13 protein-coding genes are annotated in these 15500 nt (G+C 67.1%); 1 reads left to right on the forward strand and 12 read right to left on the reverse strand.

Going from position 1 to position 15500, the window contains the following annotated elements; genetic code table 11:
• Positions 1 to 14 precede the first annotated feature (14 nt).
• The 11 genes from ACO6D5_RS05740 to ACO6D5_RS05790 form a co-directional block, all read right to left on the reverse strand.
• Complete coding sequence (locus tag ACO6D5_RS05740) at positions 15 to 1451, reverse strand: aldehyde dehydrogenase family protein (RefSeq protein ID WP_485824845.1); 1437 nt, start codon at positions 1449 to 1451, stop codon at positions 15 to 17.
• 17 nt (positions 1452 to 1468) lie between these two features.
• Complete coding sequence (locus tag ACO6D5_RS05745) at positions 1469 to 2125, reverse strand: ABC transporter ATP-binding protein (RefSeq protein WP_315526128.1); 657 nt, start codon at positions 2123 to 2125, stop codon at positions 1469 to 1471.
• 3 nt (positions 2126 to 2128) lie between these two features.
• Complete coding sequence (locus ACO6D5_RS05750) at positions 2129 to 2869, reverse strand: ABC transporter ATP-binding protein (RefSeq protein WP_006222332.1); 741 nt, start codon at positions 2867 to 2869, stop codon at positions 2129 to 2131.
• A gap of 2 nt (positions 2870 to 2871) precedes the next feature.
• Entirely contained in the window at positions 2872 to 3888 is a 1017-nt protein-coding gene (locus ACO6D5_RS05755) for a branched-chain amino acid ABC transporter permease (protein ID WP_485824846.1), read from the reverse strand.
• The gene (locus tag ACO6D5_RS05760) at positions 3888 to 4793 is read right to left on the reverse strand and encodes a branched-chain amino acid ABC transporter permease (RefSeq protein ID WP_006222334.1); all 906 of its coding nucleotides are present in this window, start codon (positions 4791 to 4793) and stop codon (positions 3888 to 3890) included. The genes ACO6D5_RS05755 and ACO6D5_RS05760 overlap by 1 nt, the downstream gene beginning before the upstream one ends.
• Positions 4794 to 5112: 319 nt before the next feature.
• Positions 5113 to 5667: an electron transporter SenC gene (locus tag ACO6D5_RS05765; RefSeq protein WP_485824847.1), complete on the reverse strand. Its 555-nt coding sequence runs from the start codon at positions 5665 to 5667 to the stop codon at positions 5113 to 5115.
• A complete protein-coding gene (locus tag ACO6D5_RS05770) occupies positions 5664 to 7049 on the reverse strand; it encodes a GldG family protein (RefSeq protein ID WP_485824848.1) in 1386 nt (461 codons plus the stop codon). The genes ACO6D5_RS05765 and ACO6D5_RS05770 overlap by 4 nt, the downstream gene beginning before the upstream one ends.
• Positions 7046 to 7759 (reverse strand): ABC transporter permease, encoded by a 714-nt coding sequence (locus ACO6D5_RS05775; protein ID WP_485824849.1) that lies wholly within the window; start codon positions 7757 to 7759, stop codon positions 7046 to 7048. The genes ACO6D5_RS05770 and ACO6D5_RS05775 overlap by 4 nt, the downstream gene beginning before the upstream one ends.
• Positions 7756 to 8712: an ABC transporter ATP-binding protein gene (locus ACO6D5_RS05780; protein ID WP_485824850.1), complete on the reverse strand. Its 957-nt coding sequence runs from the start codon at positions 8710 to 8712 to the stop codon at positions 7756 to 7758. Before ACO6D5_RS05780 ends, ACO6D5_RS05775 begins: the two co-directional genes overlap by 4 nt.
• An 11-nt stretch (positions 8713 to 8723) precedes the next feature.
• Positions 8724 to 9590: an N-acyl homoserine lactonase family protein gene (locus ACO6D5_RS05785; RefSeq protein WP_485824851.1), complete on the reverse strand. Its 867-nt coding sequence runs from the start codon at positions 9588 to 9590 to the stop codon at positions 8724 to 8726.
• Positions 9591 to 9886: 296 nt separating this feature from the next.
• Complete coding sequence (locus ACO6D5_RS05790; protein WP_485824852.1) at positions 9887 to 13432, reverse strand: indolepyruvate ferredoxin oxidoreductase family protein; 3546 nt, start codon at positions 13430 to 13432, stop codon at positions 9887 to 9889.
• A 105-nt stretch (positions 13433 to 13537) separates the two neighbouring features.
• Here ACO6D5_RS05790 and ACO6D5_RS05795 point away from each other — a divergent pair, with 105 nt between their 5' ends.
• Complete coding sequence (locus tag ACO6D5_RS05795; RefSeq protein WP_315526105.1) at positions 13538 to 14443, forward strand: LysR substrate-binding domain-containing protein; 906 nt, start codon at positions 13538 to 13540, stop codon at positions 14441 to 14443.
• A 29-nt stretch (positions 14444 to 14472) separates the two neighbouring features.
• Here the strand turns inward: ACO6D5_RS05795 and ACO6D5_RS05800 are convergent, their stop codons facing one another.
• Positions 14473 to 15381: a LysR family transcriptional regulator gene (locus ACO6D5_RS05800; protein ID WP_485824853.1), complete on the reverse strand. Its 909-nt coding sequence runs from the start codon at positions 15379 to 15381 to the stop codon at positions 14473 to 14475.
• Positions 15382 to 15500: the final 119 nt, after the last annotated feature.

Below are 15500 nucleotides of genomic sequence, written 5' to 3' on the forward strand. Positions count from 1 at the left end.
GGATAGCTTGGCGATCACTCGCCATAGAATTGGATGATCGTTTTGGTCGTGCTCATTTCTTCCAGGGCGATGAAGCCCTTCTCGCGCCCGTGGCCGCTTTTCTTGACGCCGCCGAACGGCAGTTCCACGCCGCCGCCCGCGCCGAAACCGTTGATGTAGACCTGGCCGCACTTGATGCCGCGCGCGATGCGCTGCTGGCGCCCGCCGTTTTCGGTCCAGACGGCGCCCAGCAGGCCGTAGTCGGTGGCGTTGGCCAGCCGGATGGCGTCGGCCTCGGTATCGAAGGGCAGCGCCACCAGCACGGGTCCGAAGATTTCTTCGGTCAGCAGCGTGCTGTCATGCGACGGGGCGCTGAACAGGGTCGGTTTGACGAAGTAGCCGCCCGCCGGCACGCCGTCGGCGATGGCGCCTTCGGCCGCCACCTTCAGGCCGTCCGCGAGGCCCTTGGCGATATAGCGGTTGACGCGGTCGAACTGCGCCTTGTTGACGACGGGCCCGCAAGTCAGGTCCATGTCCGGCGTACCCGCGCGCACCTTGGAGAACGCCTCGGCCAGCGCCTTCATGAAATCGGCATAGATGCCCTTTTGCACCAGCAGGCGGCTGCCGGCCGTGCAGGTCTGGCCCGCGTTGTGGACGATGCCTTTCACGATGGCGGGGATGGCCAGCTTGTAGTTCGCGTCGTCGAACACGATATGGGCGGACTTGCCGCCCAGCTCCAGCACGCACTTGACCGCATTGACGGCCGCGGCCTGCTGGATCAGCACGCCGACCTCGTTGGACCCCGTGAAGGTGATGAAGTTGATGTCGGGATGGCGCGACAGGCTTGCGCCCGCCTCTTCGCCCAGGCCCGTGACGATGTTCAGCGCGCCGGCCGGAAAGCCCACTTCCAGCGCCAGTTCGGCCACGCGGACGATCGACAGGCACGCATCTTCGGCCGGCTTGACCACGCTGGCGTTGCCCATGGCCAGCGCCGGCGCGACGCTGCGGCCGAACATCTGCGCCGGATAGTTCCACGGGATGATGTGGGCGGTGACGCCCAGCGGTTCACGGATCAGCTGGACCGAATAGTCCTTCTGGAACGGGATGGTCTGGCCGTGCACCTTGTCGGCCGCGCCGCCGTAGAACTCGAAGTAGCGGGCCAGCACAGTGATGTCGGCGCGCGCGGTGGACATGGGTTTGCCGGTGTCGCGCGATTCCAGCTGCGACAACTCTTCGTGGTGCGCCAGCACGGACTCACCCAGGCGCAGCAGCAGGCGGCCGCGTTCAAGCGCCGTCATGCGGCCCCAGTCGCCCTCCAGCGCGGCGCGCGCGGCCTGCACGGCGGCGTTCACGTCGGCCTGCTGGCCGCGCGGGATGGTGGTGAACACCTTGCCGTCCACGGGCGACACCACGTCGATGGTGCGTCCGTCTGCGGCATCGGCCTGGCGGCCGTCGATAATCATCTGCGTCATGGAAAGTCTCCGGGAATTCAATTCAAGGTGATCGAGCCGCGCTCGATCGTCCAGATCTGATCGGGGATGTCGCCAAGCAACTTCACGTTGGACTCGGTGATCACCACGCATAGGTCGGGTTGCAGCTCTTTCAGCCGCGCCAGCGCTTCGGTGTAGTCGCGCGCCAGCTTTGGGGCCAGGCCCTGGAAGGGCTCGTCCAGCATCAAGAGGCGGGTGCCGACCATGATGGCGCGCGCCAACGCCACCATCTTTCCCTGGCCGCCCGACAGCGCGGACCCGGACCGGCCCAGCATCGGCTCAAGCTGCGGCACCACCTTCAGCACCGTGGCGATGCGCGCGGCGATCTCGGCCTTGGACTGGCCCTGCACTTCGCACGGCAGGTTCAGGTTTTCTTCCACCGTCATGGTCGGGAAGATCACGCGGTCTTCGGGCGCGTAGCCCACTTTCAACGCGGCGCGCTTGTGGCCGGGCAAGGCGGTCAGGTCCGTGCCGTCGAAGGCGATCTTGCCGGACTTGATCCGGGTCAGGCCCATGATGGTGCGCAGCAGCGTGGTCTTGCCCGCGCCGTTGCGGCCCACGATGCCGATGGTCTTTGACGGTTCGAAGCTGGCGCTGACATCGCGCAGGATGCGGTTGCCCGCCAGGTCGACATTGATGGCCGATAGATTCAACATGGTTCAGGCCCCCAGCACTTCACTTTTGATCTGCGGATTGTTCAAGACCTCCGCCGGCGTGCCATCGGCGGCCACCTTGCCCGCGATCCAGGCCGCGACCCGGGTCGCATAGCGCGACACGATGTCCACATCGTGCTCGACGAACCAGCTGGTAACACGGCGTTCATCCAGCGCGTGCATCACGGTTTCCATCAGCGCGAACTTGTCTTCGGAAGCGACTCCGCTGGTGGGCTCGTCCATGATCAGCAGCTTGGGCTGCAGGGCCAGCGCCATGGCCACGTCCAGCAGCTTGCGCTTGCCTTCGGGCAGTTCGATGGATGCTTCGTCGGCTTCAGGCAGCAGGCCCACCAGGTCCAGCGTGGCATCCACTTCCTTCTCATCGATGGTGCTTTCCAGCGAACGGAACCAGCTGAGCTCCTTGTTGCGGCGGGCAGCGGCGATCTGCACGCACTGGCGCACGGTGTGCTCGGTGAACAGCTGCGGCAGCTGGAACGACCGGCCCAGCCCCAGGCGCACGATCTTGCGCGGCGCCATGGCGGTGACGTCGCGCCCGTCGAAATACACCTTTCCCTTGGACGGCGCCAGATAGCCCGTGCAGATGTTGATGAAAGTGGTCTTGCCGGCGCCGTTTTGCCCGATCACGGCCAGCCGTTCGCCTTCGTGCAATTCGAAATCGATGTTGTCGGCCGCGACGACGCCGCCGAAGGCCAGATACAGGCCGGTGGTTTGAATGAGGGGTTTCATCTTCAGTTCCTCACCGAGGCTTGCGCATTGGCCCGGACCCGGCCCGCTACGGTCTCATTGGCGCGCGTCTGTGCACGGGCCAGGTCCCGCTTCCGCGTGGCGACGCGCTTCATGATCTGGCCCACGAATCCGGTGGGGAACATGAAGATCACCAGGATCAGCGTCAGGCCCAGCAAGAACTGCCACAGGCCGGGGAAGTACGCGGCAGACACCAGTTTGACCGTTTCGAAGCCCACCGCGCCCAGAAACGCGCCCGCCGCATGGCCGGCCCCGCCCAGGATGGTGATGAACACGAACTCGCCCGAACGCAGCCACGAACCTATCTCCGGGGTCACCAGGCCCTGCATCAAGGCCAGGATGGCGCCCGAGAAGCCCACCACCACGGCCGACAGCAGATAGCCCTTCCACATGATGAAGTACGCGGAAAAGCCCAGGTATTCGATGCGCGTTTCGTTCGTCTTGATGGCCGAGAGCGCCTGGCCGCTGCCCGACCGGAAGTAGCGCTGCACCCACCAGGCCAACGCCATCGACAGCACCAGCGTCAACACCAGCAGCGCGCGTTCGAACGATTCGCGCTCCATCAGGACGCCCGCCATGGACGGGCGCACGATGCGCAGGCCGTCCGAGCCGCCCGTCAAGGTGTAGAGCTTGCCCAGCAGCGCGAACAGCACCATGCTCAGCGCCAGGTTCAGCATGCCGAAGAAGATGCCGCGGTAGCGCACCACGAACAGCCCGATCACGATGGCCGCCACGAAACTGGCTGCGACGCCCGCCAGGATCAGCACCAGCGCATCGGTGCCCGGCATGGCGCGCGCCAGGAAGGCCACGGTATAGGCCGAGATGCAGGAGTACATCGCGTGGCCGAAAGAGATCTGGCCGGCGCGTGCCATCACCGACACGCCAAGCGCGGCAATGGCGTAGGTCAGGCCGATGACGATCGGCGTGATGGTCCAGGAATAGGTATAGCCCAGGAATAGCGTGGCCAGCGCGGCCACGAGGCTGAGTACGGCGACTTTCATCAGATCCTCCGGGCCTGGGCAACGGTGAACAGGCCATGCGGCCGGATGATCAGCACCAGCACCATGATGATGTAAGGCACCGCCACTTCCAGTTCAGGCGCGGCGTACACGGCGATGGCGCGGATGATGCCGATCAGCAGCGCGGCGATCAGCGCGCCGGTGATCTGGCCCAGCCCTGCGGTGGCGACCACCGCGAACGACAGCACCGTCATGTCCGTGCCGGCGCCGGGCACCAGCGACGTGGTGGGAGCCGCCAGCGCGCCGCCCAGGGCGCCCAGGATGGTGGCGATCACAAACGTGACATAGCCGATCTTCTTGGCGTTGATGCCCAGCGAGGTCGCGACCTCGCGGTTGTGCGTGGTGGCCACCGTCTGCTTGCCCAGCTTGGTGTGGCGCAGGAAGAACTCCAGGCACACGTAGGCCAGCACGGCCGTCACCGGCACCACCACCAATTGGTAGGTCGTGTAGGTGATGTCGCCGATCTCGATGTTGCCCAGCCGGTTGACGACCTCGCTGGCGCTGTAGGGCTGCGCGCCCCAGAGCAGGCGCTGGATGTCTTCCAGCATCAGGAAGCCGCCAAAGGTGATCAGCAGTTTCAGGATGGGGTCGTAGTTTTGCGCGCGGCGGATCAGCACGAATTCCATGATGCTGCCCAGCGCCAGGCCGACGGCGATGGCGGCCACGAACAGGGCGGCGAACAGCAGGATGGGGGAATCGGTCTTGGGCGCCAGAAACATCACGAGGCTGGCCGCGGCGTAACCGCCGAATGCGTAGAAGGCGCCGTGGGCAACGTTCAGGATGCCCATCACGCCGAACACCAGGGTTAACCCCATCGACACCAGGAACAGCAGACTGGCGTACGCCACGCCGTCCACCAAGGCGAGAGGCAGTAGATCCAAGGTCAAGCGTCTTCTCCCAATACGCTAAGCACCTGCCGCGCGGGTCAATGCGTTGCCGCGGCAACGTCGTTCCCCTGCACGGCGGTACGGGCATGTCGCCCTGGACGCGCCTGGCGCGCCCTTGTCTCGTTATGGACCTTGCCGTGCCTGTCTCCGATGCGACGCGGAGCAGGCAGGAAGGCGTTTATGTGGACGGCTCCGCCGGCGGTTGAGGTCGCCGATTCGTACCCGTCCGATAATGGAATCGAAGTATAGGTACGCCCCTATTCAGCGCCTATTTATCTTTGTGCAAGCCGGGTTTCACGAGCGATAGAGTGGGTGCGGGCTATGGGCCTTCGGCATCCGGGTTTACCTGAAGCATCGCCGCCATCGGCGCCCGCGTCTGGTAGTCGGGGATGATGCGGATGTGCGGCTCATCGGGCAATTGCACATAACGGCCTAGCCCATCCGGCGCAAGCGCGCCCACCTCCATTCGGGCAAGCCGCAGGCCTTTTGCGTCGCGGATGTCGATACGCAATTGAGGCGGGTTCAGTCCATAAGACTGATCGTCGTGCGGCGTCAGGACGCGGTCGCTGCGTGCCTGCGAAAACAGGGCCAGGAACTGGGCGGCGTCGAACCCTGCCGCGCGGTCCGCCGGCGCTGCCGCCCAGCCTTGGCCGCGGCGCGTCAACGTCACCGCCGCGGCAGACGTCGCAAGCGTGACTTCAACGGCCTGTCCGGCATCCCATGAATACAGGCGTGCCGGCTTGCCGGCGTCATCGTGCAGATGCGTGTGGCCGCCGTGCCCGGCCGGCGCTTCGGCGGCCTCGTGCCACTGCCAGGCCGACAGCCCCACACCGGCCGCCAGCAACAGCGGCCACACGGCGCGCCCCGGCCTCATCGGCGCCTCCACCACAGCAATAGCCCGGTCATCAGCGCCAGCAGGGGCAAGGCCACCGTGCTGGTCCAGAACACCGTGCGCATCTGCCGGTTGGTGAGTTCCACGCGGCGGCCTTCATAGTGGCGCGGCCGGATCGTCAGCAGCGCGTCCTGGCCCGCCAGCAACGTCACCGCGCTGGTGAACAGCGCGCCGTTGCCCAGCGTGGCGAAATGCCGGTTGGTGGCGAAATCGCTGTCGCCCGCCACCAGCAACACCGGGTGCGCGGCCCCGTCGGCGCTGGCCGCCTGCGCGTTGCGCGTGGCCAGCGCCATCAGGGTGTAGCGCATAGCGGGCTGCCCGGGCAGATGCGCCTGGTTCGACGTCTGCGCCAAGGGAGTCACGACGACGCCCGGGGGCAGGCCGTCGCCTGCGGGCTCCAGGCCTGCCGCACCGGGAAAGAAGCTCAAGGGCAGGCCGCGCGTCATCTTGTGGCGGGTGTAGTCGCTGACGGCGGGGCTGCCCGGATCATTGCGGTAATGGCTGCCCGGATCCGCCAACGCTCCGGGCGGACGCGCGATGCCAAAGTCGGCCAGCAACGCGTCCAGGCCATGGCGCGTGTCCGGCTCTAGCAGCAGCAGGGTCTTGCCGCCCGCGGCCGTCCAGCCGCGCAAGGCCTGCGCGTCGTCGTCGCCGAACGGCGTGCGCGGTCCGGCCGCCACGACGACCGCGCAGGCAGGCAGCGCTTGCGCCAGGCTGCCGGCATTCACGCCGCGGGTGGCGAACCCCAATGTCTGCAAGGCGTTGCGGGCCATCGCCATGCCGTGCTGTTCGTGGACTTCGACGCGCGCCACCAGGTTTTCATCGTCGCCATGGTCTTCCAGGTCGTCCAGCGACGTCAGGCTGTCCAGCGTGGCTTCGCGGTGCCCCTGCGTGAAGCAGACGGTTTGAGCGCCGCGCTGGCTGATGCGGATCAGCGCATTGGTGAAATCCGTTTCCGTTCCGCCGTTGATCGTCAGCTTGCGGCGGTCGGCGGTCAGCACGGCGCTGCCCGCGAACTGGATGCCGGCCGCGCGCGCCTCGGCCGGTCGCAGCGCCGGATCCACCCCGCGCACCTGGATCAGCGGATTGGCATGCTCGTACTGGCGCAGCAGTTCCAGCGCGTCAACCATGCTTTTGTTGCGCAAGTCGTAGAACCAGGTCACTTCCACGGGCTGCTTCACCTGGCGCGCCACCTCGATGCTTTCCGGCGCCAGGCTGTAAAGCCGCTGCGCCGTCAGGTCGATGCGCCCCAGGTTGCGGGCCGCCCACAGGTTCAGCGCCAGCAGCAGCGCGGCCACGGCCAGCACGGGCAGCCACAGCGACAAGCGCTTGCCCGCGCGGCGCCACTGCACGCGCGGCATCATCGCAACCTCCAGCGTTTCAGATTGACGGCCGCGATCATCAACGCCAGCACGGCAACACTGGCCAAGGTCAAGACAGCCGGGCCGGGCAGGACGCCGCGGATGAAATCCACATGCTGCGCCGACAACGACAAGGCCTGAAAGAACGGCGACAGCGCCGGGAACGCGTCAAGGGCCGCGGGGTAGTCGATGAACCACAGCAGCACCAGGATGCCCCAGGTGGCGCTGGCCGCCACGATCTGGTTGGTGCAGGCGCTGGATACCGCGATGCCGATCGCCAGGAACAGCGCCCCATAGAGGAACACGCCGATGTATCCGCCCAGGATCGGGCCATAGTCCGGCTGCCCGTACCAAGCCAGCGGCAACACCGCGGCAGTCGTGCCCGCCAGCATCAGCGCCAGCACCGTCAGCCCTGCCGCGTACTTGGCCGCCACCAGCGCCGCATCCGACAACGGCAGCGTCAGCAACAGTTCCAGCGTGCCCTGGCGCGCTTCTTCGGCGAATGCCCGCATGCTGACCAGCGGCATCACCAGGATCAGCAAGATCGTCATGTTGTGAAATGCCGTCACCATCTGGCCGGTGCTGACGAAAAACAGGTTGAAGCTGAACAGGTAGCCCGACAAGGCCCAGAATACGGCCACCACCACCAGCGCCACCGGTGATCCGAAATCCGTGCGCAGCTCTTTCCGGTACAACGCGGCAAACCCGCTCATGCCCGCCTCCGCATCAAGGCGTCGTTGGGCGCCAACGCGGCCAGCAGACGGGTCTCCACCGCATCGTGCAGCGACAGCACGGCGCGCAGCTCCGCATGCGCCAGCGCAATGCGCAGCACCGCGTCGCAAGGGGCGCCGCCCGCGTCCGTGTCCCAACTGATGCGCCACTTGCTCAGCCCGCCGTCCAGCGGAACCGCGTCCACGCCCCGCACGCCCGGGCAGACCGAGAAGGCGGCATGCAGGGCGGCGTGGCGGTCCGTCGGCAGGGCCAGTTGCAATTGCAGCGCCGCTTGCGCCCCGCCCAACGCCGCGTCTTCCACCAGCCGGCCCTGGCGCAGGATGGCGATGCGCGTGCACAGCGCCTCCACTTCTTGCATCAGGTGGCTGCTGAACACGACGGCACGGCCTTCGGCGCAACGGCGGATCATGGCGCGCGCCTCCACGATCTGCACCGGGTCCAGGCCATTGGTGGCCTCGTCCAGCAGCAGCACCGGCGGGTCGTTCAGCACGGCCTGCGCCAAGCCCACGCGCTGGCGCTGGCCTTTGGACAGCCGGCCGATCACCGTGCGCGCCACGCCTTGCAGATCAAAGCCGTCGATGGCGCGTTCGATCGCCTGGCGGCGCGCACGCGCCCCGCCCGCCACCTTGACGCCCGCGCCGAACTCCAGGTACTGCGTCACCGTCAACGTGTCGTACAGCGGCGCGCGTTCCGGCAGATAGCCGATGTCCGCGTTGCCGCGTCCCGGCGCGGGCTCCCGCCCGCGAATCGTGATGCGGCCGCTGTCCGGCGCATGGAATCCCGCCATCAGGCGCAGGGTCGTGGTCTTGCCGCTGCCGTTCGGCCCCAGCAGGCCCACGATTTCACCGGGCCTGACCGACAGGCTCAATGAATGCAGGACCTGGCGGGGCCCGAACGACTTGCGGACCTCGTGCAAGGCAATTGCGGGCTGCATGGCGCGGGCCGTCAGTCGAAGACTTTCGTCTTGGCGTTCTGCGCGTGCTGCTCCGCGTCGTGGCTGTACCAGAGCTGGCCCTGGCGCGCATCGCGGATCTGCTTCAAGCGGTCGATGGCCTGCATGGACGCCGCCGTGTTCCACGTGATGCCGGGAATCACCCCCGCTTCGTTCTCGCCCGTGTAGATGGCGTCCGCCGCCAGCAGCACCGTGCCCGTGTTCTTCAGCTTCACCTGCAGGGACTGATGGCCCTGCGTGTGCCCCTTGGTGTCCAGCAGCACGATGGTGCCGTCGCCGAACAGGTCGAAGTCGCCTTCCACCTGGATGAAGTCGTAGTCGCGCGTGGTGTCGAAGTCCTTCATCACATAGGCGGCGCGCTGGAATTTTTCGGGCCACCAGGCGGCGCGCAATTCCGCCTTCTGCACGACGTGCTTGGCCTTGGGGAACATCTTGATGTTGCCGGCGTGGTCCAGGTGGAAGTGCGAGTAGACGACGTATTTCACGTCGCTGACGTCAAAGCCCGCGGCCTTCAACTGACGGTCCACGACTTCGTCGCGCCCCTGGATGGAATTGAAGGCGCCGCACAGGCCCTGCCCCCAATAGTTGGCGCAGTTGCCATCGGCGGTGGCCTGGTTCATGCCGGTGTCGAAGAGCACCAGCCCGCGCGGGTGCTGGATCACATAGGCCGGCACCGGGATCTTGATCTTCGTGCCCACATCCACCATCGCGGTCATGAAGCCCTTGTCCAGCTCGATCTTGCCGACCGAAAGCTGCATCAGCTTGATGTCCGGCGGCGCATCGGCGGCCTGCGCACCGCCCGCCGCCATGACCGCCACCGCACCTGCTGCACCCACAAACGCCTTCCAGCTCTTGCTCATTGTTGTCTCCTCGGACCAACAGGGGGAGCCGACGCCTGATGGCGCCAGCCGATAGCAAGCAACCCGGTGTGTCCCGGGTTCCGTCATTGATAGGGTTGTCTGTGCGGGGTCTGCGGCAGGCTGCGGAAAGGCCCGCAACCGGAGTCGGCGTCTGGCGGCCGTTTACTCTGTTGCGCACTCTGACGCAGCGCCGATAGGCTGCCAATTAAGGAATTATTAAGCTGGGCTTCGCGGCCACCAAAGGGGGTAGGAACCCTTAGAGGGTCCCTCGGTCCTTTGGCGCGCGAACCCGGGTCCTACGCCGCCAGCGAATCCCGCTCCGGATGGCGGTAGCGCTGCAGCAGCACGTCCTGGCGCGCTCGCGCCTGGTCCACGCTTTTCTCCTTCACATGCCCATATCCGCGGATCGCATCCGGCAGATTGGCCAGCGCCAACGCCGCCTCGCGGTTGCCCGCGTTCAACGTTTGCGAGAACTCGACGGCCAGCGTCAGGTAGTCGGCGGCCAGTTGGCGCTCCATGCGGCGTTCGGCGGTCTTGCCGAACACGTCCAGCCACGTGCCGCGCACCCGCTTCATGGGCGCCAGCAGGCGGAACGCCACGCCCATCCACGCCCCGAACGCGCGTTTCTGCAAGCGGCCCTGCGCGTCGCGGCGCGCGAAGGCCGGCGGCGCCAGGTAGTAGCGCACGCGATAGTCGCGCCCGGGCTCGCCTTCAAACTGCGCTTGCAGCTTGGCCTTGAACGCAGGGTCGGCGTACAGGCGCGCCACCTCGTACTCATCCTTGTAGGTCATCAATTTGGCCAGGTTGCGCGCCACGGCGCGCGTCACCTCGTAGCGTTGTCCTTCTGGCAAGACGGATTCCCGCGCGCGCACCGCATCCACCGCCGCGCGGAAACGGGCCGCGTAGGCGGCGTCTTGATACCCGCCGACGTGCGCCTCCAGCCGTTGTACCAATCCGTCCAGCGATTCCGGCAGCGCCACCACTTGCGCGGCCTTGGCCGGACGCAGCGCCGCGACGCCGCGGTACGCGGCCTGCCGGCCGAGCTCGAACGCGGCCAGGTTCTTGTCCACGGAGACGCCATTGATCTCGATGGCGCGTCGCAGGCTGTCGCGGCTTAGCGGCAGGCCGCCCTTTTGCCATGCGTAGCCCAACAGCAGCGGGTTGGCGTAGATCGTGTCGCCCAGCAAGGCTTCAGCCAGCGGCCCCGCGTCGATGAAGTCGCAATTGCCGCCCGTGCTTGCCGCGACCGCCGCTTCCGCCTGCGCGCCGGGAAAGCGCCAGGCCGGTTGCGACAGGAATGCCGCCGTCGGCGCCGCCGCGCTGTTCACCACGGCGCGCCCATGATCAGGCCGCAACCGCGACAGCACTTCGGGCGAGGCCGACACCAACGCGTCGCAGCCGATGACCAGGTCGGCCTCGCCCAGCGCCACGCGGGTGGCGTGCAGGTCTTCCGGCCGGTTGGCCAGCTGCACATGGCTGAGCACGGCGCCGCCCTTTTGCGCCAGGCCCGCCATGTCCAGCACGGTGACGCCCTTGCCTTCGATATGGGCGGCCGCGCCCAGCAAGGCGCCGATCGTCACGACGCCGGTGCCGCCCACGCCCGCGATCACGACGCGGTACGCGGCGCCCCCGGCGATGGATGCGGACGCCGGCAAGGGCGCATCGGGCAACGGCGGCTCGCCCGCGCCCGACCGCGCCGGCTTGCGCAGCACGGCGCCTTCGGCCGTCACGAAACTGGGGCAGAACCCTTCGACGCAGGAAAAGTCCTTATTGCACGACGACTGGTTGATGCGGCGCTTGGTGCCCAGCGGCGTGTCCAGCGGTTCGACCGACAAGCAGTTCGACTTGACCGAGCAGTCGCCGCAACCTTCGCACACGGCGTCGTTGATGAAGGCCCGGCGCAGCGGATCGGGGTAGTCGCCGCGCTTGCGGCGACGCCGCTTCTCCGTCGCGCAGGTCTGGTCGTAGATCAGCACCGTCGTGCCTTCGATGTCGCGCAGGGCGCGCTGCACGTCGTCCAGCGCCTTGCGGTGGTGCACCTCGATCGCGCCGGGCAGCGCCGCCGCACCGGTGTATTTATCCGGCTCGTCGGTGACCACCACGGTTTTCACGACCCCTTCGGCCTGCATCTGCGCCGCGATCTGCGGCACCGTCAGCACGCCGTCCACCGGCTGCCCGCCCGTCATGGCGACGGCGTCGTTGTAGAGGATCTTGTAAGTGATCGATGCGCGCGCCGCGACCGCCGCGCGGATCGCCAGCAGCCCCGAATGGAAATAGGTGCCATCGCCCAGATTGGCGAAGATATGGCGTTCGCGGGTGAAGTCCTTCTGCCCCAGCCACGCCACGCCCTCGCCCCCCATCTGGCTGAAGGTGTCGGTATCGCGGTTCATCCACATGGCCATGTAATGGCAGCCGATACCGGCCACCGCGCGCGATCCTTCCGGTACGCGGGTGGAGGTATTGTGCGGGCAGCCTGAACAGAACCAGGGCTTGCGCTCTTCGACCAGCGTGGGCCTCGCGGCCTCGCGTTCCTTGGCGTCGATCACGGCCAGGCGCGCGGCGATGCGGGCCCGCAACGCGTCGGACAGGCCTGCCTTGTCCAGCCGCGCGGCGATGGCGCGCGCGATCAGCGCGGGCGACAGTTCGTAGCGCGCCGGCAACAACCAGCCGCCACGCGGCGTGGACCATTCGCCGCCACCATGCTCGCGCTCGTCGAACTTGCCGTACACGCGGGGACGCACGTCGTCGCGCCAGTTGTAGAGCTCTTCCTTCAGCGCGTATTCCAGGATCTGGCGCTTTTCCTCGACGACCAGGATCTCTTTCAGGCCCGTCGCGAAGTCCCGCGCGCCTTGGGCGTCCAGCGGCCAGATACAGCCGACCTTCATCACCCGGATGCCGGCTTCGGCACAGGCGGCCTCGTCCAGCCCCAGGTCGTTCAGCGCCTGCCGCACGTCCAGATAGGCCTTGCCCGCCGTCATGATGCCGAAGTTCGCGCGGGGTGAATCCAGCACCACGCGGTTGAGCTTGTTCGCGCGCACATAGGCCAGCGCGGCATACCACTTGTGGTCCAACAGCCGCGCCTCTTGCGCCAGCGGCGAATCCGGCCAGCGGATGTTCAGCCCGCCGTCGGGCAGCGCGTCCTCAGGCAGCACGATCTGCACGCGCGCCGGGTCCACGTCGACCGAGGCGCTGGACTCCACCACATCCGTCACGCACTTCATCGCCACCCACAAGCCGGTGTAGCGGCTCATGGCCCAGCCGTGCAGCCCGTAGTCCAGATACTCCTGCACGTTGGATGGGTACAGCACCGGGATGCCGCTGGCGATCAGCACGTGTTCGGACTGGTGGGCCACGGACGAGGACTTTGCCGCGTGGTCATCGCCCGCCAGCATCAGCACGCCGCCGTGGGCGGATGAACCCGCGGAGTTGGCGTGCTTGAGCACATCCACCGACCGGTCCACGCCTGGTCCCTTGCCGTACCACATGCCGAACACGCCATCGCGCGTGGCCCCCGGGAACAGGTTCAGCTGCTGCGTGCCCCACACGGCCGTCGCGGCCAGGTCTTCGTTCACGCCGGGCTGAAACACCACGTCGTGCGACTTCAGGTGCTTCTTGGCCTTCCACAGCGCCTGATCCAGGCCGCCCAGCGGCGAACCTCGATAGCCCGAGACATACCCGGCCGTGTTCAGGCCCGCCTGCTGGTCGCGCAGCTTCTGCAACAGCGGCAAGCGGACAAGCGCCTGGGTGCCGCTCAGGTAGATGCGTCCGGTCGTCTGGGTGTACTTGTCGTCGAGCGTCAGGCCATGGGTATCGGCCACGCCAGGGGGTAGTGGGGCGTTCACGCGTTTGTCTCCTGCTGGGTGCGGATTTGAGTGTTTTCCGCAGTGTAGGAACGCCGCCCGTTATCGTATATTCATAGTTTCAGGTAGCAGGTATTCGAAAATCAGATGGCAAACGACGTCACCCTGAGGCAGTTGCGCTACTTCGCGGCGGCCGCCCGCACGGGCCGGTTTTCGATGGCGGCGGCCGACGAGCATGTCTCGCAGTCCGCCGTCACCAATGCCGTGCTGGCGCTGGAAGCGCAGCTGGGCGTGCGCCTGTTCGACCGCCATCCGCATGGCGTCACCCTGACCCCGGAAGGCCACAACTTCCATCGGCGCACGCAGGACATCCTGGATTCGCTGGACGACGCCATACGCGAACCCGGCTTCCAACGCTACGCGTTGCGCGGCACGGTGCGGATCGCGGCGTCCTATACGGTGCTGGGCTATTTCCTGCCCGACCTGCTGGCGCGCTTTCGCCGGCGCTATCCCGAGGTGGTGCTGGACCTGGTGGACCTGGACCGCCCGGAGATCGAAGCGGCGGTGGCCAGTGGCGACGTGGAACTGGGCGTGGCGCTGCTGTCCAACGTGGAAAAGCGCGACCGCTTCGGTCACCAAGTGCTGGTGCGCTCGCGCCGGCAACTCTGGACGGCGTCGGGCCATCCGCTGCTGTCGGCCTCCGCGCCGTCGTTGGCCGACATCGCCCGCTATCCCTACATCCTGCTGGAAGTGGATGAAGGCGAGCGCTCGACGCTAGGCTATTGGCGCACCCACGGCCTGCAGCCCGACATCGCGCTGCGCACGCGGTCCATGGAGGCGCTGCGCGGACTGGTCGCGCATGGCTTCGGCGTCACCATGCTGTCGGACATGGTCTATCGCCCCTGGTCGCTGGAGGGCCGCAAGATTGAGGCGGTGCCGATCACCGATGCCGTCCCGCCCATGGAGGCGGGGCTGCTCTGGCATCCGCGGGCCACGCTGGCCAAGCCCGCCGACGCGTTCCGGCAATTCATGATGGTGGCCTGCGGCGTGTAGACGCAAAGCCTGGGACGGCCAAACCCCGGCTAAACCAGCACGGCCCCCTTGCGGCGCGTGAACTGCGCCAGCGACTGCAGCGCCAGCGCGTGCATGGCCGCCACCGATGGGAGCAAGGTTTCCTCCTTGCGCGTCAGCACGCCGACGATGCGTTGCACCGTCGGTTCGGCCAACGGCACAAAGGCCAGGCCTGATCCGACGGACGGCCGCGCCAGCACGGGCAACACCGTCACCCCGAGCCCGCTGACCACGCTGGCCAGCAGCGACGCGCGGTTGGACACCACCATCGCCGGGTCGTCGATACCCCCGCCCAACTGCCGGTTCCTCAAGGTGTCGAACGTGGCGTTTCCAATCAGCCGCTCGGCGTCCAGCGCCGACCAGGGCACGGGCCCGCGCCGGCGCGCCAAGGGATGCCCCTTGCGGCACACCAGCCCGAAGGCGTCGCGCGCAACGGGCGTGAATGCCACTTCGGCCGTGCGCGGCACCTGCCCGGCCACGCCCACCTGCACTTCGCCCGTCAGCACCAGCCGGTGCACATCCTGCGACGACTCATCCACCGCGCGGATACGGATGCCCGGGTGGCTGCGCGCATAGCGTTCCAGCAGCTTTGGCAGCCATTCATCCGCCAGCGACGGCATCACCGCCAACGACACCGGCCCGGTATGGCCCTGCCCCAACTGGCGCGCGGCATCCAGCACGCGGTCATGCGTGGCAAGCAATTCGCGCAGCAACGGCGCCACGGCGTGGCCCAACGGCGTCAGTTGCGCGCGCTTGCCGGCTTCGAACAGCGGCGCGCCCAGTTGCTGCTCCAGGTCCTGCATGGCGGCCGACACCGCCGCCTGAGAACGGTGCGTACCCTCGGCCGCCAACCGGAAGCTGCCGTGGTCGGCTGCCAGCAGGAACTGGCGCAAGTGTTGGATCTTCAAGGGCTGGGGCATGACGGCTGGCCAATCAAATTCAGGTTTTCCGAAATTAACTTACGTTAATTTGGATTGTCAAAATTCCATGCCCGCTTCAACAATGCATCCATCGTTCATCACGTATGCATTGGAGCAAT

The organism is Achromobacter sp., from assembly GCF_057314935.1.

Coding starts and splice junctions, on each gene's coding strand:
- ACO6D5_RS05795 (WP_315526105.1), top strand. CDS start 13,538: ATGGCAAACGACGTCACCCTGAGGCAGTTGCGCTACTTCGCGGCGGCC.
- ACO6D5_RS05770 (WP_485824848.1), bottom strand. CDS start 7,049: ATGATGCCGCGCGTGCAGTGGCGCCGCGCGGGCAAGCGCTTGTCGCTG.
- ACO6D5_RS05775 (WP_485824849.1), bottom strand. CDS start 7,759: ATGAGCGGGTTTGCCGCGTTGTACCGGAAAGAGCTGCGCACGGATTTC.
- ACO6D5_RS05755 (WP_485824846.1), bottom strand. CDS start 3,888: ATGAAAGTCGCCGTACTCAGCCTCGTGGCCGCGCTGGCCACGCTATTC.
- ACO6D5_RS05745 (WP_315526128.1), bottom strand. CDS start 2,125: ATGTTGAATCTATCGGCCATCAATGTCGACCTGGCGGGCAACCGCATC.
- ACO6D5_RS05740 (WP_485824845.1), bottom strand. CDS start 1,451: ATGACGCAGATGATTATCGACGGCCGCCAGGCCGATGCCGCAGACGGA.
- ACO6D5_RS05765 (WP_485824847.1), bottom strand. CDS start 5,667: ATGAGGCCGGGGCGCGCCGTGTGGCCGCTGTTGCTGGCGGCCGGTGTG.
- ACO6D5_RS05780 (WP_485824850.1), bottom strand. CDS start 8,712: ATGCAGCCCGCAATTGCCTTGCACGAGGTCCGCAAGTCGTTCGGGCCC.
- ACO6D5_RS05750 (WP_006222332.1), bottom strand. CDS start 2,869: ATGAAACCCCTCATTCAAACCACCGGCCTGTATCTGGCCTTCGGCGGC.
- ACO6D5_RS05800 (WP_485824853.1), bottom strand. CDS start 15,381: ATGCCCCAGCCCTTGAAGATCCAACACTTGCGCCAGTTCCTGCTGGCA.
- ACO6D5_RS05785 (WP_485824851.1), bottom strand. CDS start 9,590: ATGAGCAAGAGCTGGAAGGCGTTTGTGGGTGCAGCAGGTGCGGTGGCG.